This window comes from Proteus sp. TSJ240517 (assembly GCF_047921575.1).
Lineage (GTDB): Bacteria > Pseudomonadota > Gammaproteobacteria > Enterobacterales > Enterobacteriaceae > Proteus.
This window is the reverse complement of record NZ_JBLRMH010000002.1, coordinates 556,380-574,149: the sequence shown is the minus strand read 5'-3', so window position 1 is coordinate 574,149 and position 17,770 is coordinate 556,380. Positions and strand designations below refer to the sequence as shown.

The following is a 17,770-nucleotide window of genomic DNA, read 5'->3' as shown; positions in this document are numbered from 1 at the left end:
TGCTATTATTTATCCTGCTTCAATAAGGTATCGACATGCATGAAATTACGCTTTGCCAGAGCGCATTTGAGATAATAGATTCTCAAGCTAAATTAAATAATGCAAAAAAAGTAAAAAGTGTATGGATGGAATTGGGCGCATTATCTTGTGTTGAAGTCAGTGCACTTGAATTTTGCTTTGATATTGTTTGCAGAGACACCCTTGCCCAAGGTTGTGAATTACATATTGAGGTTATCCCCGCGAAAGCATGGTGTTGGGATTGTCATCAAGTTGTCACTGTTTCAACCTTTAATGCAGGTTGTCCGTCTTGTGGTAGCCAAAATTTGCGCGTTGAAAATGATGATGCAATGCGAATAAAGCAAATAGAGATCGAATAGGGGTTGTTATGTGTCTTGGTATTCCAGGTCAGGTTGTTGAAGTCGGAAAAACAATCACTGAAAATGCAATGGTCGATGTTTGTGGCGTTAAACGAGAAGTGAATATTGCGTTAGTCTGCGAGGGTGAGCCTCATACGATGATCGGTAAGTGGGTGTTAGTGCATGTTGGTTTCGCCATGAGTATTGTCAATGAAGAAGAAGCAAAAGAGACGCTGGATGCTCTGATGGCAATGGGAGAAGTTGAAGATGATGTCTCTGCTTTTCTTTATGGCGAAGAGGGCGCACCTAAGCAAGTTTGAATAAATTTCAAGCTATTGCATGCTTTATTACTTTTTCTTATAATTCAATCTCATTTCTCTGAAGCTGGGACGACCCAGCTTTCTGTTGTTCATTCAGGGGACGACCCAAATATGTTTTATATAAAAGGGGTAATTTATGTCCTGGGCAATTCTATTTGTTGCTGGTTTACTTGAGATAGTTTGGGCTGTTGGCTTGAAATACACTCATGGATTTACGCGACTAACACCAAGCATTATTACGATAACGGCCATGATTGTGAGCATGGGCATGTTATCTTATGCCATGAAAGGCTTACCAGCAGGCACCGCTTATGCGATTTGGACAGGTATTGGTGCTGTCGGTACTGCAATTTTTGGTATTTTAGTTTTTGGTGAGTCTGCCAATATTTATCGTTTATTGAGTTTAGCGATGATAATTTTTGGCATTATCGGGCTGAAATTGGCGAGTTAATTGTGATAGGTTTGATTTATTAAAAAATTTTCTAATAAGATTAGCGTAATTAAAATCTTTTTACTTATGTTATTGTTCTAATGAAAATCATCAAAAATCAATTAGATAATGATAATTAAAAGATCTGCGTTAAAATTTTGATAGTCAATAAGCGGTAACATTTAACCATAGAACCCCCCAAAATAAGTGTCCTATTTTGGGGAGAATTTAGAGACTTTGATTTTGCTCTAATCAATTGGGTACGATATTTTCTAGCTTCTCCCATATCCTTTTTGCAGAATAAAAAATGCAATCACCTAACTTTTTTTGTTTCTTGGTTTTTAATCTAAGTGGTTAAAGAAACATTGATTGAAAAAGTGGTACTGGTTACTATAGTACTCATTACTGCAGAGGGAGTGGCATGGGAATATATAAAATATCTTCTTTTAAGAGAAGTGTGAAGAAAACACCCATAACGGATAAGCAGTTATCTGTAGCTGCAAAAGAAGTTCAGCAAGGAAAATATGAAGCTGACTTGGGTGGTGGAGTAATAAAAAAACGTCTAGCAATACAAGGACAAGGTAAAAGCGGAAGTGTTAGAGTCATCATATTTTTTAAGATCAACAATCATCTTTTTTTCGCTGATGGCTGGACGAAAAATGCCGTTAATGCAAAGGGAAAAAAAGAAATAGAAGATGACGAATTGCAGGCCTATAAACATTTAGCAAATGAGTTTTTAAATTATGATGAAAGTACTATTAATCATTTAATTTCTTGCAGAATTTTAGAGGAAATAACTGATGAGTAACAAGCTAAATAACATGCTTGAATTGGCTAAAGAGCTAAATGCCGCAGGTATATCACCCGATAGCTTGGTTCAAGAAATTGAAAGTATTGTTCACACTCGTGAAATTAATGACAAAATACAATGCGTATCGGCGATGAGTGGTGCAGAGATTAAAACTTTGCGCACTAAATTTGGAATGTCACAGGCTGTTCTTGCCCGAGCTTTAGGTATGTCAAAAGAGAGCGTATCTAAATGGGAAAGAGGTGAAAAGAAGCCAAGTGGACCAGCGCTAAGAATGTTACGTATTTTAGAACGTCAGGGACCTGAAGTCCTAATAATTTAAGTGAGAGACAATAGCCGTTAAGTGCTTTTTGTTTACTGTGGAGATATAGTTCAAATATAAAAAAGTTAATTATAGAAAATTTTTTTCATAAAAAAGCCACTCAATGAGTGGCTTTTAATTTTTACGTATTAATCAATTACAGTGTAAATACACCAATGATAGCGATAACGCTGATAATTGCTGCACCACCATAAAATACCCATTTGCTTGCAGGTACATGCACTTTAAAATCGTGCAGAGTATGGTGAATACGGTGTAATGCACACCAAACTGGCAGAATAATCATTAGCAGTAAGAACAGACGGCCAATGATGCTTTGGCTAAATGCCATAATACGTTCATAAGTAAATGCTTCTGGCGCAATACCCATAGGGATTAGGATACCGAGCAGGATGATGATTGCTGGAGAAACAATCGCACTCCACATACCACCTGCACCAAATAATCCCCAGAAAATAGGTTCATCAGAGCGCTTAGGAAGTTGATTCTGATTCATTATTTCCTCCTGGGTTAAATTAACGCCACTGCCAGAATAGCGGCAGTAACAACGATAGTGACACCCCAGAAACCACGAACGATGGGTTCTTGTGGCATTTTTTCATCTTTAACAACGATAACCACTGCTTTTGGTGCAAGTTTGAACCAAGTTGCAGAGTGGAAGACCGTCGCAATTAGGGTCACAATGTTAATTAGCATTACAATTGGGTTGCTCAGGAATCCAACGAAACCTGCCCAACTTTCTGGTCCATTTTTCAGTGCGAATACACCAAACAGTACAACCAGACTGAACCAAAGTTGTGGAAGACAAGTCCCTTCACGGGTGATATAGAAACGATAGAATCCAAGTTTCGTCCACCAGTTTGGTTGCATGCCACGAACATAAGGCTTACGTTTTGTTGTCATGTCTTGTTTCCTCCTTAACGTGGTTTCAGCATCGCAATGACAAAGTCTTGCGCACTGGCTGCTTTACCTTGCTGAATAGCGGCAGCAGGATCCACATGTTTTGGACAGACTTCAGAACAGTAGCCAACAAAGGTACAAGACCAGACACCGTTCTCACCATTTAACTGAGGCATACGCTCTTTTGCCCCATGGTCGCGACTATCTGTGTTGTAACGTTGAGCTAATGTAATCGCTGCTGGGCCAATAAACTCTGGGTTTAGACCAAACTGCGGGCATGCTGCATAGCAAAGACCGCAGTTGATACAACCAGAGAATTGGTGGTATTTTGCCATTTGAGCAGGAGTCTGTTTATTCGTCCCTTCTGAAGGCTTACGATCATTACCGATGATATAAGGTTTAATCGCTTCTAAGCTTTCAATAAAGTGAGTCATATCGACAACAAGGTCACGCTCAACTGGGAAGTTACCTAACGCTTCAACTCTTATACCGTCTGGATATTCACGAATAAACGTTTTACAAGCCAATTTAGGCACTTTGTTGACCATCATGCCGCAAGAGCCACAAATCGCCATACGGCAAGACCAACGATAAGAAAGATCAGGCGCTAAATTGTCTTTAATATAACCCAATGCGTCCAGTAATGAGGTTTGCTCATCATAAGGAACATCATAAGTGACGAAATGAGGCGCTTCGTCTGTTTCTGGGTTATAGCGCATGACTTCCATTTTAATGTGCTTCATGTCATCAGCCATTCGCTTTCTCCTTATTCTGCTTGTCTTGTGCAGTCGCTTCACCACCATAGACACGTTTAGCAGGAGCAGATTTCGTGATCTTCACATCGCTATATTCTAAACGAGGGGCACCTTCTGGGTTATAGAACGCCAGAGTATGTTTCAGGAAGTTCACGTCATCACGCTCAGTACAACCTTCGTCAAGACGTTGGTGTGCACCACGAGACTCTTTACGATTGATTGCGGAATGAGCCATACATTCAGCGACATCTAAACCAAAGCCAAGCTCAATTTTGTACAGTAAATCTGTATTAAAGACGCTACTCGTGTCTTTAATTTCAACGCGTTTGAAACGTTCTTTTAATTCAGCCAGTTTATCAATGGTTTTTTGCATTAATTCAGGTGTACGATAGATACCGCAACCTTCTTCCATTGATTCACCCATTTCGTCTCGAATTTGTGACCAGCTTTCAGAACCTTTTTGGTTCATCAGATTTTTCAGGCCATCTTCGATATCACGAGTACGAGCATCTAATGCTGATGCGTTAGCTGGTGCTGCTTCTTGTGCACAACGAACCGCTTCTTCACCAGCAAGACGACCGAATACAACCAGCTCTGCCAGTGAGTTAGAACCTAAACGGTTAGCGCCGTGTAAGCCAACAGATGAACATTCACCCACCGCAAACAGACCTTTAATACGAGTCTCAGTTTGTTGGTTAGTTTCGATACCACCCATAGTGTAGTGAGCAGTAGGACGAACAGGGATTGGTTCATTAACTGGGTCAACACCCACATACGCTTTTGCCAGTTCACAAATAAATGGCAGACGTTCATGAAGTTTTTTCGCACCCAGATGACGTAAGTCAAGATAAACAACGTCACCACGGTGAGTTTTGATGGTACGGCCTGCGCGCCACTCATGCCAGAAAGCTTGAGAAACTTTATCGCGAGGACCTAATTCCATGTATTTATTTTCTGGTTTACCTAATGGTGTTTCTGGTCCTAGGCCGTAATCTTGCAGATAACGATAGCCATCTTTATTGACCAGAATACCACCTTCACCACGACAACCTTCGGTCATCAGGATACCTGAACCTGGTAGGCCAGTTGGGTGATATTGAACAAATTCCATATCACGCAGTGGAACGCCATGACGTAAAGCGATACCCATACCATCACCAGTAACAATACCGCCATTGGTATTGAAACGATAAACACGTCCCGCACCACCGGTTGCCATAATGACTGCGTTAGCACGAATTTGAACTTTCGTACCTTCCATCATATTAATAGCAACAAGACCACGAGCGTGACCTTCATCAACAAGAATATCGAGAACAAAGTGTTCGTCGAAACGTTGAATTTGTGGGTATTTTAAGGATGTTTGGAACAGGGTATGTAGCATATGGAAGCCGGTTTTATCGGCTGCGAACCAGGTCCGTTCGATCTTCATCCCACCAAAACGTCGGACGTTGACTGACCCGTCTTCTTTCCGGCTCCAAGGACAGCCCCAGAGTTCTAGTTGAGTCATCTCTGTTGGACAATGCTCAACGAAGTAATCGACGACATCCTGTTCACACAACCAGTCACCGCCTGAAACGGTATCATTGAAGTGGAAATCATAGGAGTCGTGAGCCTGAGTCACTGCTGCTGATCCGCCTTCTGCTGCCACGGTGTGGCTACGCATTGGGTAAACTTTTGAGATCAGAGCAATTTTCAGTTGAGGATTAGCTTCCGCTGCAGCTATTGCTGCTCGTAAGCCTGCGCCCCCGGCTCCGATTATCGCTATATCGGCATTAAAGGTTTGCACTGCGCTTCTCCATTGTTCAAGTGAAAATTGGAATAATTGTCTAGAATTCAATTCACTGACATTATTAATTTGTAATGCTATTTTTTTACGCTATCCGTAACGAAATTGTTTCACTACCTTGTGACTGCGCTTGATAACATCTTTATTATCATTGACTGTAATTTTAGTATAACGAAATGTAGGGCACCGAAATTTGATATGAATGATGGTTTTCCCGTATTTCGCAAAAAAAGTGTGATCTATGCCAAGAATTCTGGGTTTAACTAATAAGCCACCAGAGAAACTTGAAGATTAAATAGAATATATTTTTCTAAATTGAAAATTTATAAATAGTAATGAATAACCTATTTTGAAAGTATAGATAACTTTAATTGGAAATGACAATGATTTTTTATTAAATGTTGATTTTAAAGGGTAAATGCTTTTATCTTTCTTAAGTCTAATTTTAATTAATAAAATTCCATTTTAAAAACTAAAATAAATTTTTTACTATTTATCTAAAACAAATCGGTTTGTCTTGTTAATTGTTAATAAAATATTAATAATATTTCTAAAGGTTTTTAATACTCATCAAAATACGTAGATTTAAATAGAAAGTTAACTTTGAAGTTTAGATGAGTTTGGCTATTTAAATATAAGCATAGTGTTAGTTTATTGTTATTTGTAATTGAGAAAAAGAATTATTCTAATTAACTCTTTTTATAAAAATAGCGAAAAAGCACTGAGTTTCTTACTTTAAATTGGTGTTTATTTAAACGATAAAAAGTGCCCAAAAGTAGATGTTTTGTAGAATTATATTTATTTATCTTATGTGTTTTTACTTAATAAAAGAAAAGATCAGTGAAAAAATATAAAATGAAACCTCTCTTTATTAGGAGAAATTTGTCTGTTGAAGAGGATGCGAGTAAACTGCACGCTTTGTTTTCTGTTGGAGTTTTTCGTTCATGAGTGAAATCGCGGATTGGCAGCCAAGCGCCTCAATCGCCAACTTATTAAAAAAGGCGAAAATAGTCAGTAATATTAGGCGTTTTTTCACTGATCGTGGTGTGTTAGAAGTTGAAACACCGATGATGAGTCAGGCTACCGTTACCGATGTTCATCTTTACCCATTTGAAACCCAATTTGTGGGGCCTGGTGCTTCTCAAGGGCTAAAACTTTATTTGATGACAAGCCCTGAATACCACATGAAGCGTTTATTGGCTGCAAACAGTGGGCCGATTTATCAAATGGGGCGTTGCTTCCGTAATGAGGAAGCCGGTAGATATCATAATCCGGAATTTACGATGCTTGAGTGGTATCGCCCTTGTTTTGATATGTACCGGTTGATGAATGAAGTCGATGATCTACTGCAAGAAGTGTTAGATTGTGAAGCATCAGAGTCACTCTCTTATCAGCAAGCATTCTTGCGTTATCTCGATATTGACCCTTTATCTGTTGATAAAGAAAAATTGCGTGAAGTGGCGGCAAAACTGGATTTATCAAATATTGCAGATACTGAAGAAGATAAAGATACGCTACTTCAGTTGCTATTTGTTTCTGGAGTTGAACCTCATATCGGTTTAGAAAAGCCAACCTTTATCTATCATTTCCCTGCGTCACAAGCGTCATTGGCTGAAATCAGCTCTGAAGATCATCGTGTAGCAGAGCGTTTTGAAGTCTATTTTAAAGGTGTTGAGTTAGCGAACGGATTCCGTGAGCTGACGGATGCACAAGAGCAACGTCATCGCTTTGAACGTGATAATCGTCAGCGAGTGGCAATGGGATTACCAGAGCAACCTATTGATGAGCGCTTTTTAGCTGCTCTTGAAGCGGGACTACCTGAGTGTTCGGGTGTAGCTTTAGGCGTTGATCGCCTTATTATGCTAGCACTGGGTGTTGAACGCCTTAGTGATGTTATTGCATTCCCTGTTTACAGGGCATAAGTGCGATATCAATAGTGCTAAAAAAGAGAGCCTAGGCTCTCTTTTTTATTTTTTGGATTTTCGGCTTTGTCTTCGTTTTTCTTCTGCTTCAAGGGCTTTTTCTTGAAACTTCGCAAACTTATTCCCTGTTACGTCTTTCATATAGCGATAATTAATAAACCAAAACGTAATACATGAAAATAAAATAACCCACCAAATTAACAGTAGCTTTAATGCAGAATTAACACCCAGCATTAAATTAAAGCTAATTAAGACCATTAAGCTGACAAATATCGAGCTAAATAATCCTCCTGCAATTTGCGACATATATTTTTTTAAAGGTGTGATACTGATTAATGGCAAGATAATTGCCATAGAGAACAGTACGCCAAATGTGGCAAACATAATAATCGAGATAGGTTCATCAAAGCTTAGAAACCAATCCGTTATACCAAAAAAAGAAAAGGGAATTTCTATCATGATATTGCCTCCCTACTAGGGTAAAAAAGAGGGATATCTTTAAATTTAAAAATAAACATAAACACTATATTAGGAAAAATACGTATTTCAGTATTATAGAGAGTCACAGATTGATTGAAGAATTCTCGCCTGTCAGCTATGCATTCTTCTAATTCTTTCGCTTGTATTTGTAATAGGTGCAAATTTTTCCCGCTGATAAGTTCAGGATATTTTTCAGCAATAATGAGTGATTTTTTTATTTGTGGTAATAACTGATTAGCTAAATTAACTTTTTCATCTAATACATCTGTATGTAAATAGTGATCTCTATTTTCAGCCAATTTTTCAAATAAGGCTTTCTCATGATCCATTGCTTTTTGTGTAATCACTATCAGCATGGGGATCAAGTCAGCTTGTTTTTTTAATAAAACATCAATGTTTGCAAAGGCTTTATAGCAATTATTTTTTAGCATCACCATGTTGTTATAAATCATCACTAATTGGCGTATTAAAAAATACACTAAGGTGAGAATAAAAATAATGAAAATAAGCCATTCCATAATAATTAATTACCAAGGTGAAGAGGTGTTATTAAAATAAAGCGTTAAGATGCCGTCTTGATATTCCATCGGTATTACTAAAATGGAAAAGATAACAAAAAGAGCAAGGATAACGATGATAGTCACGTTACGACGTAAAGGACGAGCTTTGTTCCAACTAACAATATAATCTTGTGGCGATAAACCCAGTAGGTAATGAGGCGCTTTACGTGTGATAACCACTTCGCCATTGACGGACTCTGCATCACCAATTAATAAATATGTTGTATTTTTGTCTAAAATGTACTCTTTAAAACGTTTACTGTTGGATTCAAAATCTTGATGAGGTTTGATACCAAAGTGTATAAAAGGAGTATCAGCCGCAAGAACTTGAATTGATCCTGTATCATCTGTCATCGTGAAATTATTGATTTCTTTTTCGCAAAGCGTTTGCTGATAGCTTTTTTTACCTTCTTTGTCTGTGGATATGTCGTATTCATAATAGAAATAGCCATAACACTCTTTTTTACCTAATCGACTATTTAAGATTTTCCCCGCAGTTATCTTGCCTTCAATTTCAACAAGCCCAATGGCTAAAGAGCGAATTTTAGATGTCGCTAGAATTTTTTGAAAACGTAAAAAACGTTTTTCAGGTGTTCTTCTGACGATTTGGTAAACGAACATTAAAACGAAACTTAAAAAGAACAATCTTTGGTCGATAAACAAGCTGAAGCTTAAACTCAGCAATAAAAGGCTAACAAATACAGTGTTGATAAGTGCTGAAAATTTAGAGGTTCCTTCATTTTGTAATTGATGGTAATTCTTTATCGCTTTCTCTCCAATATTCGCAATATGGGTTGAAATACCATATGCAAATAGCAAAATAACAGCGAATGCAATTCCGGAGATAAGATTAACAACAGAGTCTTCACCTCTAGGATAAACGTCCGTTTCTCTCGAAAAAAACAGATAATTTCCAGCAGCAAAAGCGATCCCTAAAAAGAGAACAATACTCAAGCTGTTCTTCTTTTTTTGAGGACGTTTGCTGCGTAAAAAATAGATTAATGCACCCACAGCACAGCCGATAAAAAAATAAATTAACACTGCAATTTATCCTTAATGCGGTTATTTAAAGTGAATTTCTTCAAATTTCATTTCTTCTTTTGGTATTTCAAGTAATTGCATACGTTCAAAGCGAAAAAGGCCAGCAATTAAGCTATCAGGAAACATCTCTATTGCAGTGTTGTAGTTAGTTGTTGCATCATTAAAGCCTTCACGACGTTGAGCAATTTTATTTTCTACATCACTAACACCTGTTTGAAGTAGTGCTAATTGCTCACCTGAAATTAACGTCGGATAATTTTCAGCAAGGGCAATCATGCCTCGCAGTGCTGTATTCATCTCATTTGTTGCGCTAATTTTTTCATTAATATTTTGTGCTTTAAAATAGCGTTGTCTTGCGTCACTTAATGCAATAAATACACCTTTTTCGTGCTCCATGGCTTTTTCAGCTATAGCCATTAATTGAGGAATTTGGTCAGCTCTTTGTTTTAAAATAACGTCAATATTCGCAAACTGATTACTTACTTGATTGCGTGTTGCAATAAGACGGTTGTAAATGGAAATTCCCCAACCAATAAAAAGAACGATAAGAACAAGTAAAATAATCGCTATTATTGTCATCGTGATCCCTTCCTCTAAATATTTAATAAATAATGATAGCTAAATTAAAAAGTGATTATGATTTTTAATTAAATTATTAGAATAAGTTAGAGAAAGATTAAGGAATATACAATCAGAAAGGGCGCAAATATCTAGGATACTCGTCATACTTCAAGTTGCAGCGTTGTTGACTATATTCATTCGTACTAGTCACATACTTATATACTCGTCATACTTCAAGTTGCAGCGTTGTTGACTACATTCATTCGTACTAGTCACATACTTATGTATGCTCCTAGCATCTCATTCATTTGTCGCCTAGCTGCACCTTGAATTATTTAGAGTATCGACTTGTTATACTTCAAGTTGCACCTTGAGTTATTTAAGGTGCAACTAAAACGTGATAAGTTATTTAGCTTGTTTTTGTAAGAATTTAACTCCTAAATCAGGGAAGTCTGTAAAGACACCCTCAGCACCTGCTTGGTTATAAATGATGTCGTAAAGCTGATCACCATCTTTTGCGTATTTAGGCAGTTTATCAATACGAACAGTAAATGGATGAATGGTTAGTTTATTAGCATGCGCATCAGCAGCCATTCCCGTTAAGGTGATTTTTTCTGGTGTTGAATTTTCTTCGACTAACATATGGTAGTCAGGGCCAATACCATCGGCATAAGTGGCAATTTCTTTCATTGCACCTGGCTTAAACATCCACTCATAGCTGTAGTTTGTCCATGTTCCATCAGGTTGTTTTTCATAAGTCTCATTCCAGTCTGTATAGGCAATTAACTGAACGAGTTTTAAATCCATACCCATTTTAGGCATTAATTCTGTTTTGATGCGTTTTAGGTCGTTAGCATCGAAAGATTGCAGATAAACATTGTCGGTTTTTTTCGTGTAACCATATTGTTTAAGCACTTCGAGCACTTTAGAGGTAATGTCTTTGCCTTCTTGTTCATGGAACCAAGGCGCTTTAATTTCAGGGTAAATACCAATATCTTGCCCTGTTGATTTGTTTAAACCTTGAACAAATTCAATCTCTTCTTGGAATGTGTGTACACGGAAATCGGATTTACCCATAGGGAAACGGTTTGGATAACTTTGGACTTTTTTACCGTCAACAATGTCAAAACCTTCGGTAAATTTTAGCCCTTTGATCTCTTCAAGCGTAAAGTCGATAGCGTAATAACGACCATCTTTTCTTGCTCTATTTGGATAACGTTCAGCCACATCTGTTACACGATCAAGATAGTGATCATGTAAGACAACCAGTTCGTTATCTTTTGTCATCACTAAGTCTTGTTCTAGATAATCTGCGCCTTGAGCATAAGCTAATGCTTTGGCAGGAAGCGTATGTTCAGGCAAATAACCACTTGCACCACGGTGAGCGATAACGACCTTATCACTTGCCGCTTGTGCGATTGCACTTAAAGATAGAGTTAAAAGAACGCCTGCAACTAACGGTTTTATTCTAAAAGATTTACTCATAAAGCTGCTCCATTTTAATTCTATGTACAACAAAGTTATGTACAGTTGGCAATAAAAAAGCCACATCAAAACAGTTGATGTGGCTTGGTTTTTAGAGATGAGATTTAACTAATTTCATAAATAATCAGTTAGCGATTATTCGTACTTCTGAAGCATTTCACGTTTGTGTTTGGTTTCAGTAACCATCACGATAAGTAATAACACAACAGATAGCGCACTACCGCCGATCATGACCATAAAGCCGCCATCCCAGCCGAAGTAGTCAACGGTGTAACCTACGATAGCACTTGCTGCAACAGAACCACCTAAGTAACCGAATAGACCAGTAAAGCCTGCTGCTGTACCTGCGGCTTTTTTCGGTGCAAGCTCTAGCGCATGCAGACCAATTAACATAACAGGACCGTAGATTAAGAAACCGATGATTAACATACACGCCATATCAACATTCGGGTTACCCGCTGGGTTCATCCAGAATACGATAGTTGCGATAGTTACCAAGGTCATGAAGAATACACCTGTTGCACCACGATTACCCTTGAACACTTTATCCGACATCCAACCACACAGCAGTGTGCCTGGAATACCAGCGTATTCATATAAGAAGTAAGCCCATGATGATTTATCCATTGCAAAGTGTTTAACTTCACGCAGATAAGTTGGTGACCAGTCCAGTACGCCGTAACGCAGTAAGTAAACGAACACGTTCGCAATTGCAATCATCCACAGAAGTTTGTTAGGGAACACATACTTCATGAAGATTTCTTTTGCAGTCAGTTCTTGTTCGTCTGTTTCTTTATAATCTGGTGGATAGTCGTTTTTGTACTCTTCGATTGAAGGTAAACCACAAGATTGTGGGGTATCACGCATTAATGCGAATGCAATCATAGCAACTAAGATTGCTGCAAATGCTGGCATATATAACGCTGCTTTCCAGTCGTTAAACCATGCCATACCTAATAAGAACAGTAATGGAGGTAAGCCACCACCAACGTTATGCGCACAGTTCCAGATAGAAACGATACCGCCACGTTCTTTTTGTGACCACCAGTGCACCATTGTACGTCCACAAGGAGGCCAGCCCATACCTTGGAACCAACCACAAAGGAACAACAGAACGAACATTACCATAATGCTCGAAGTTGCCCATGGTACAAAGCCCATAAATAGCATCACTGCGGATGCTAAAATAAGACCTGCTGGTAAGAAATAACGAGGGTTAGCACGGTCAGAGAATGAGCCCATGATAAACTTAGAGAAACCGTAAGCAATCGAGATCCCTGATAAAGCAAAACCTAGGTCACCTTTAGAAAACCCTTCTTCTACAAGATAAGGCATTGCTAACGCAAAGTTTTTTCTTACTAAATAATAAGCAGCATAACCGAAGAAAATCCCCATAAAGATCTGCCAACGCAGACGACGATAGACAGGATCTATCTGCTCTTTTGGCAAACGCGCTTTATGTGGCGCAGGTCTAAACAGACTTAACATATTAGCCTCCGATGGCTTTTATTTTAATATGTTGATATTAAATAATGACAAAACGAACAGTGAAGTTATCAAAAAATTTTCTTTAACGAACTTAATAGTAAACTTATACAATCAAATTTACTGTGAGGTATTACTCAGTTGTCGAATAATTTTTCAAGATGTGCAATTTTGAGTGATATGTTAACTTTATCAAATACTTTTTGTTAAATAATTTGTGATTAGTATCACACTTGTGGTTTTAATTTTTCACTCGTGAGCGTTTCTCTTTCGTTTTTGCTCATTATCAAACATTAACCACATTTTTTGTGTATCTTATACACTATAATTAACGCTAAAGAATAATTAAGCGTTTGCTGAATGTAATGTGAGAGGGCATCTCTATGATGAGCGGTTCACCAGTGACAGAAACTGATGTCATTATTATTGGCGGGGGAGCAACCGGTGCAGGCATGGCAAGAGACTGTGCACGCCGTGGATTACGTTGTGTCCTGCTAGAAAGACATGATATTGCAACCGGTGCAACCGGTCGAAATCATGGATTGTTACACAGTGGTGCGCGTTATGCAGTAACAGACCCTGAGTCAGCGCGTGAGTGTATTGAAGAAAACATGATTTTAAAACGGGTCGCTCGTCATTGTGTTGAAAAAACGGATGGCCTTTTTATTACCCTTCCTGAAGATTCTTTAGAGTTTCAACAGACCTTTATTCAATCTTGCCAAGCAGCAGGTATTGATGCTCAAGCGATTTCACCCGAAGAAGCTATTCGCTTAGAGCCATCTGTTAACCCAAATTTAATCGGCGCGGTTAAAGTGCCAGATGGTACTGTCGATCCTTTCCGTTTAACTGCCGCAAATATGTTAGATGCCCGCGAACATGGCGCCCAAGTACTGACTTACCATGAAGTTGTTGGACTTATTCGTGAAGGCGACCGTGTTAAAGGTGTGAAAGTTTACGATCATCAAGCGAAAAAACTGTATGAAATTCGCGCGCAAATAGTGGCAAATGCAGGGGGAATTTGGGGGCAAAAAATCGCTGAATATGGCGAGTTAAAAGTTCGTATGTTCCCAGCCAAAGGTGCGTTGTTGATTTTGGGTCATCGTATTAACAATATGGTGATCAACCGCTGTCGTAAACCTGCGGATGCCGATATTTTAGTGCCTGGCGATACCATTTCATTAATTGGTACAACATCAACACGAGTACCTTACGATGAAATCGACAATATGTATGTCACCCCTGAAGAAGTCGATATTCTTATTCGTGAAGGTTCAATGCTAGCGCCAAAACTGGCTCAAACTCGAATTTTACGTGCTTATGCAGGTGTGCGTCCTTTAGTTGCAAGTGATGATGATCCATCTGGTCGTAATGTTAGCCGTGGTATTGTTTTACTCGACCATGCGCAACGTGATGGATTAGAAGGATTTATTACTATTACTGGCGGTAAATTAATGACTTACCGTTTAATGGCTGAATGGGCAACAGATAAAATCTGCGAAAAATTAAATGTCTCTGCTAAATGTACAACCGCAGAAGAAGCCTTACCGGGCTCTCGCCAATCAGCAGAGCAAGCATTACGTAGCGTTGTTTCATTACCTGCGCCAATTCGTGGTTCTGCGGTTTATCGCCACGGTGATTTAGCTAATAAATTATTGAGTAATGAACGTAGCGATAAGAGCTTAGTCTGTGAATGTGAAGCCGTTACGGCAGGGGAAGTTCGCTATGCGGTTAACTCTTTAACTGTCAATAACTTACTTGATTTACGCCGCCGTACTCGCGTTGGTATGGGAACATGCCAAGGTGAACTTTGTGCTTGTCGTGCAGCGGGTTTATTAAACCGTTTACAAGTCACTACTCCTCACGAATCAGAACAGCAGCTTGCCCATTTCTTAAATGAGCGTTGGAAAGGTATTCGACCAATTGCTTGGGGTAATGCGTTACGTGAGAGTGAATTCACCAGTTGGGTTTACCAAGGTTTATGTGGTTTAGATGCTGATATGATTGAAAAAACAGCTTCAGCGGAGGCAGATAATGAAATTTGACGTCATCATTATAGGTAGCGGGCTTGCAGGATTAACCGCAGGTATTCGTCTTGCTGAAGCCGGTAAGTCTTGTGCAATCATCAGTAATGGTCAAAGTGCGCTACACTTTTCATCAGGTTCATTGGATTTATTAACTCATCTTCCTGATGGTTCGTTAGTGACTCAACCTAAAAAAGCATTGGCAACATTAGCTGAATTAGCCCCTAAGCATCCTTATAGCCGTATTGGTGAAATTCAGGTTTCAACTTTCATTGAACAGGCTCAAGCACTATTAGCAAATACGAGTGGTCTTGAATATCAAGGTAATGGTGATGAAAACCATTATCGTATTACACCCGTTGGGCGTTCACGTATGAGTTGGATGAGCCCAAAACGTGTGCCAACGCATGGTGTTGATCAAGCGTTGCCATGGAAAAAGCTGGCTGTTGTTGGAATCGAAGGCTTCTTAGATTTTCAGCCACAATTTGCAAGCAATACGCTTAATGAGCAAGGTGTTGAGTCTATTCCTTATCATATTCACTTACCGCTATTAGACAGATTACGTGATAATCCAAGTGAATTTAGAGCAGTCAATATTGCGCGCTATTTAGATAAACCTGAAAACACTAAAGCGTTAGCGGAAGAGCTGAAAAAGCATATCGATGATAGTGTTGAAGCAATTATTTTACCTGCATGTATTGGACTGGATGCTGAAGAGCCAGTGATGCTACTTCAACAACTTGTCGGTAAACCTATCTGTTTATTACCGACATTGCCACCATCACTATTAGGTATTCGTTTACATCAAGCATTAAAACTGCGTTTCCAAAAAGCTGGCGGTTTAATAATGCCGGGCGATCGTGCAGAACAAGTTGATTTAGTGGGGAATAAAGTTACAGGTATTCATACTCGAAACCATACTGACATTCCGATTCGCAGTGAGCATGTTGTATTGGCAACGGGCAGCTTCTTCAATAATGGGTTAATTGCAGAGTTTGATCGTGTCTATGAACCTTTGATGGAACTTGATTTGCTAGAAACATTACCTCGCAATGAGTGGACAAAAGAGAATGTCTTTGCGAAACAGCCTTATATGCGATTTGGTGTTGATACAGATAGTCAATTAAGACCGATGAAATATGGCGAAGTCTTAGAGAATGTTTACGCCGTAGGTGCTGTATTAGGTGGGTTTGACCCACTTAATGAAGGTTGTGGCGCAGGTGTTTCAATGATCAGCGCACTTTATGCAGCTCAGCAAATTTTACAGCACAATAAATCAAAACAAACCACATCTGCGGTTGTGGAGGCAGCACAATGAGTTTACATGATAACAGTTTTGAAGCGTGCATTAAGTGTACTGTTTGTACGACTTACTGCCCTGTTGCAAAAGTGAATCCACTTTATCCGGGCCCTAAACAAGCGGGTCCTGATGGTGAGCGTTTACGCTTAAAAGATCCGATGCTTTATGATGAAGCATTGAAATATTGCACCAATTGTAAGCGTTGTGAAGTTGCTTGTCCGTCAGATGTGAAGATTGGTGACATCATTTCGCGTGCGAAACTGAACTACAATACAAAAACACCAAAACTTCGTGATGCTATTTTAAGTCATACGGATCTAATGGGTACATTATCAACGCCAATGGCGCCGATAGTAAATACCATTACAGGATTAAAACCTGTACGCAAGATCTTGGATAAAGCACTTAAAATCGACCATCGTCGCGAATTACCAAAATACTCTTTTGGTACATTTAGAACATGGATGAAAAAACAAGTTGAAGAGCAGGCGCGTTTTAAAGATCAAGTTGCCTTCTTTCATGGTTGTTATGCTAACTATAACCACCCACAATTAGGGAAAGATTTAGTTAAAGTATTCAACAAAATGGAGATTGGTGTTCAGTTATTAAAACGTGAAAAATGCTGTGGTGTTGCATTAATTGCGAATGGCTTTGTTAAACAAGCTAAAAAACAAGCCGCGGTAAACCTTGAATCTCTGACAGAAAAAATTGTTGAAAACAATATTCCTGTTGTTGCAACATCATCAACCTGTACTTTCACTATTCGTGATGAGTATGAACATATCCTTGATGTTGATACATCAAAAGTACGTGAAAACATTGAATTAGCGACACGTTATATTTATCGCTTATTAGAGGAAGGTCGTGAATTACCACTGAAGCACACTCCGTTAAAAGTGGCGTATCACACACCTTGTCATATGGAAAAAATGGGATGGACAGCGTATTCCATTGATTTAATTAAGCGTATCCCTGGTGTTGAAGTCATTGTTTTAGATTCTCAATGCTGTGGTATTGCCGGAACTTACGGTTTTAAATCTGAAAACTACGATGTTGCTCAAGGCATTGGTGCGGGCTTATTCCGCCAGATTGAAGAGAGTGGCTGTGATTTGGTAATTACAGACTGTGAAACCTGTAAATGGCAAATTGAGATGTCAACGACGAAAAAATGTGAACACCCTATTAGTTTATTAGCAAGAGCATTATAAGTACTACCTATTCGATAATAAAAAGTA

At 38.8% G+C, this 17,770-nt stretch carries 19 protein-coding genes; 9 read left to right on the top strand and 10 right to left on the bottom strand.

Translation table 11 applies throughout. The annotated features are described in order from the left end of the window. Positions 1–35 precede the first annotated feature (35 nt). From hypA to ACNARN_RS06165, 5 genes are all read left to right on the top strand, one after another. Positions 36–377 carry a hydrogenase maturation nickel metallochaperone HypA gene (gene hypA / locus ACNARN_RS06185; protein WP_198619241.1) on the top strand — a complete coding sequence of 114 codons (342 nt, stop codon included), beginning with the start codon at positions 36–38 and terminating at the stop codon, positions 375–377. A gap of 8 nt (positions 378–385) precedes the next feature. Next, positions 386–676 carry a hydrogenase maturation factor HybG gene (gene hybG / locus ACNARN_RS06180; RefSeq protein ID WP_198619242.1) on the top strand — a complete coding sequence of 97 codons (291 nt, stop codon included), beginning with the start codon at positions 386–388 and terminating at the stop codon, positions 674–676. A 136-nt stretch (positions 677–812) separates the two neighbouring features. Next, positions 813–1,127 carry a quaternary ammonium compound efflux SMR transporter SugE gene (gene sugE, locus ACNARN_RS06175; protein WP_064718792.1) on the top strand — a complete coding sequence of 105 codons (315 nt, stop codon included), beginning with the start codon at positions 813–815 and terminating at the stop codon, positions 1,125–1,127. A gap of 400 nt (positions 1,128–1,527) precedes the next feature. Continuing rightward, a complete protein-coding gene (locus tag ACNARN_RS06170) occupies positions 1,528–1,914 on the top strand; it encodes a type II toxin-antitoxin system RelE/ParE family toxin (RefSeq protein WP_198619243.1) in 387 nt (128 codons plus the stop codon). Beyond that, a complete protein-coding gene (locus ACNARN_RS06165; protein ID WP_416304247.1) occupies positions 1,907–2,236 on the top strand; it encodes a helix-turn-helix domain-containing protein in 330 nt (109 codons plus the stop codon). The genes ACNARN_RS06170 and ACNARN_RS06165 overlap by 8 nt, the downstream gene beginning before the upstream one ends. Positions 2,237–2,372: 136 nt before the next feature. Here the strand turns inward: ACNARN_RS06165 and frdD are convergent, their stop codons facing one another. Genes frdD through frdA form a run of 4 tightly spaced genes read right to left on the bottom strand, consistent with a single transcriptional unit; the run spans position 2,373 to position 5,680 of the window. Continuing rightward, the gene (gene frdD, locus ACNARN_RS06160; protein ID WP_006535438.1) at positions 2,373–2,732 is read right to left on the bottom strand and encodes a fumarate reductase subunit FrdD; all 360 of its coding nucleotides are present in this window, start codon (positions 2,730–2,732) and stop codon (positions 2,373–2,375) included. 14 nt (positions 2,733–2,746) lie between these two features. Beyond that, positions 2,747–3,139 (bottom strand): fumarate reductase subunit FrdC, encoded by a 393-nt coding sequence (gene frdC, locus ACNARN_RS06155; protein WP_088493866.1) that lies wholly within the window; start codon positions 3,137–3,139, stop codon positions 2,747–2,749. A gap of 14 nt (positions 3,140–3,153) precedes the next feature. Then, positions 3,154–3,891 (bottom strand): succinate dehydrogenase/fumarate reductase iron-sulfur subunit, encoded by a 738-nt coding sequence (locus ACNARN_RS06150; RefSeq protein WP_023583701.1) that lies wholly within the window; start codon positions 3,889–3,891, stop codon positions 3,154–3,156. Continuing rightward, positions 3,884–5,680, bottom strand: a complete 1,797-nt coding sequence (gene frdA, locus ACNARN_RS06145; protein ID WP_109374308.1) for a fumarate reductase (quinol) flavoprotein subunit — start codon at positions 5,678–5,680, stop codon at positions 3,884–3,886. Before frdA ends, ACNARN_RS06150 begins: the two co-directional genes overlap by 8 nt. Before the next feature lie 944 nt (positions 5,681–6,624). On the opposite strand from frdA, the gene epmA reads away from it, so the two are divergent. After that, complete coding sequence (gene epmA, locus ACNARN_RS06140) at positions 6,625–7,602, top strand: elongation factor P--(R)-beta-lysine ligase (RefSeq protein WP_023583702.1); 978 nt, start codon at positions 6,625–6,627, stop codon at positions 7,600–7,602. Between the two features lie 45 nt (positions 7,603–7,647). Here the strand turns inward: epmA and ACNARN_RS06135 are convergent, their stop codons facing one another. The 6 genes from ACNARN_RS06135 to glpT all read right to left on the bottom strand — a co-directional run bounded on the left by ACNARN_RS06135 (position 7,648) and on the right by glpT (position 13,217). Further along, positions 7,648–8,061: a hypothetical protein gene (locus tag ACNARN_RS06135; protein WP_198632042.1), complete on the bottom strand. Its 414-nt coding sequence runs from the start codon at positions 8,059–8,061 to the stop codon at positions 7,648–7,650. Then, a complete protein-coding gene (locus ACNARN_RS06130; RefSeq protein ID WP_416304246.1) occupies positions 8,058–8,519 on the bottom strand; it encodes a LemA family protein in 462 nt (153 codons plus the stop codon). The genes ACNARN_RS06135 and ACNARN_RS06130 overlap by 4 nt, the downstream gene beginning before the upstream one ends. Before the next feature lie 90 nt (positions 8,520–8,609). Then, positions 8,610–9,683, bottom strand: a complete 1,074-nt coding sequence (locus ACNARN_RS06125) for a hypothetical protein (RefSeq protein ID WP_416304245.1) — start codon at positions 9,681–9,683, stop codon at positions 8,610–8,612. 21 nt (positions 9,684–9,704) lie between these two features. Continuing rightward, positions 9,705–10,262 carry a LemA family protein gene (locus ACNARN_RS06120; RefSeq protein WP_416304244.1) on the bottom strand — a complete coding sequence of 186 codons (558 nt, stop codon included), beginning with the start codon at positions 10,260–10,262 and terminating at the stop codon, positions 9,705–9,707. A gap of 387 nt (positions 10,263–10,649) precedes the next feature. Further along, positions 10,650–11,729: a glycerophosphodiester phosphodiesterase gene (gene glpQ / locus ACNARN_RS06115; RefSeq protein ID WP_198619248.1), complete on the bottom strand. Its 1,080-nt coding sequence runs from the start codon at positions 11,727–11,729 to the stop codon at positions 10,650–10,652. A gap of 135 nt (positions 11,730–11,864) precedes the next feature. Beyond that, complete coding sequence (gene glpT, locus ACNARN_RS06110) at positions 11,865–13,217, bottom strand: glycerol-3-phosphate transporter (RefSeq protein WP_198630461.1); 1,353 nt, start codon at positions 13,215–13,217, stop codon at positions 11,865–11,867. 380 nt (positions 13,218–13,597) lie between these two features. Between glpT and glpA the strand changes: the two genes are divergently transcribed. The 3 genes from glpA to glpC are packed head-to-tail and all read left to right on the top strand — an operon-like array spanning position 13,598 to position 17,743. Then, positions 13,598–15,256, top strand: coding sequence for an anaerobic glycerol-3-phosphate dehydrogenase subunit A (glpA, locus tag ACNARN_RS06105; protein WP_171455253.1), 1,659 nt, complete (start codon positions 13,598–13,600; stop codon positions 15,254–15,256). After that, entirely contained in the window at positions 15,246–16,553 is a 1,308-nt protein-coding gene (gene glpB / locus ACNARN_RS06100) for a glycerol-3-phosphate dehydrogenase subunit GlpB (protein ID WP_198625931.1), read from the top strand. Before glpA ends, glpB begins: the two co-directional genes overlap by 11 nt. Next, a complete protein-coding gene (gene glpC / locus ACNARN_RS06095; RefSeq protein WP_088493856.1) occupies positions 16,550–17,743 on the top strand; it encodes an anaerobic glycerol-3-phosphate dehydrogenase subunit GlpC in 1,194 nt (397 codons plus the stop codon). Before glpB ends, glpC begins: the two co-directional genes overlap by 4 nt. Positions 17,744–17,770 lie beyond the last annotated feature (27 nt).

Coding starts and splice junctions, on each gene's coding strand:
- hypA (WP_198619241.1), top strand. CDS start 36: ATGCATGAAATTACGCTTTGCCAGAGCGCATTTGAGATAATAGATTCT.
- hybG (WP_198619242.1), top strand. CDS start 386: ATGTGTCTTGGTATTCCAGGTCAGGTTGTTGAAGTCGGAAAAACAATC.
- sugE (WP_064718792.1), top strand. CDS start 813: ATGTCCTGGGCAATTCTATTTGTTGCTGGTTTACTTGAGATAGTTTGG.
- ACNARN_RS06170 (WP_198619243.1), top strand. CDS start 1,528: ATGGGAATATATAAAATATCTTCTTTTAAGAGAAGTGTGAAGAAAACA.
- ACNARN_RS06165 (WP_416304247.1), top strand. CDS start 1,907: ATGAGTAACAAGCTAAATAACATGCTTGAATTGGCTAAAGAGCTAAAT.
- frdD (WP_006535438.1), bottom strand. CDS start 2,732: ATGAATCAGAATCAACTTCCTAAGCGCTCTGATGAACCTATTTTCTGG.
- frdC (WP_088493866.1), bottom strand. CDS start 3,139: ATGACAACAAAACGTAAGCCTTATGTTCGTGGCATGCAACCAAACTGG.
- ACNARN_RS06150 (WP_023583701.1), bottom strand. CDS start 3,891: ATGGCTGATGACATGAAGCACATTAAAATGGAAGTCATGCGCTATAAC.
- epmA (WP_023583702.1), top strand. CDS start 6,625: ATGAGTGAAATCGCGGATTGGCAGCCAAGCGCCTCAATCGCCAACTTA.
- ACNARN_RS06135 (WP_198632042.1), bottom strand. CDS start 8,061: ATGATAGAAATTCCCTTTTCTTTTTTTGGTATAACGGATTGGTTTCTA.
- ACNARN_RS06130 (WP_416304246.1), bottom strand. CDS start 8,519: ATGGTGATGCTAAAAAATAATTGCTATAAAGCCTTTGCAAACATTGAT.
- ACNARN_RS06120 (WP_416304244.1), bottom strand. CDS start 10,262: ATGACAATAATAGCGATTATTTTACTTGTTCTTATCGTTCTTTTTATT.
- glpQ (WP_198619248.1), bottom strand. CDS start 11,729: ATGAGTAAATCTTTTAGAATAAAACCGTTAGTTGCAGGCGTTCTTTTA.
- glpT (WP_198630461.1), bottom strand. CDS start 13,217: ATGTTAAGTCTGTTTAGACCTGCGCCACATAAAGCGCGTTTGCCAAAA.
- glpA (WP_171455253.1), top strand. CDS start 13,598: ATGATGAGCGGTTCACCAGTGACAGAAACTGATGTCATTATTATTGGC.
- glpB (WP_198625931.1), top strand. CDS start 15,246: ATGAAATTTGACGTCATCATTATAGGTAGCGGGCTTGCAGGATTAACC.
- glpC (WP_088493856.1), top strand. CDS start 16,550: ATGAGTTTACATGATAACAGTTTTGAAGCGTGCATTAAGTGTACTGTT.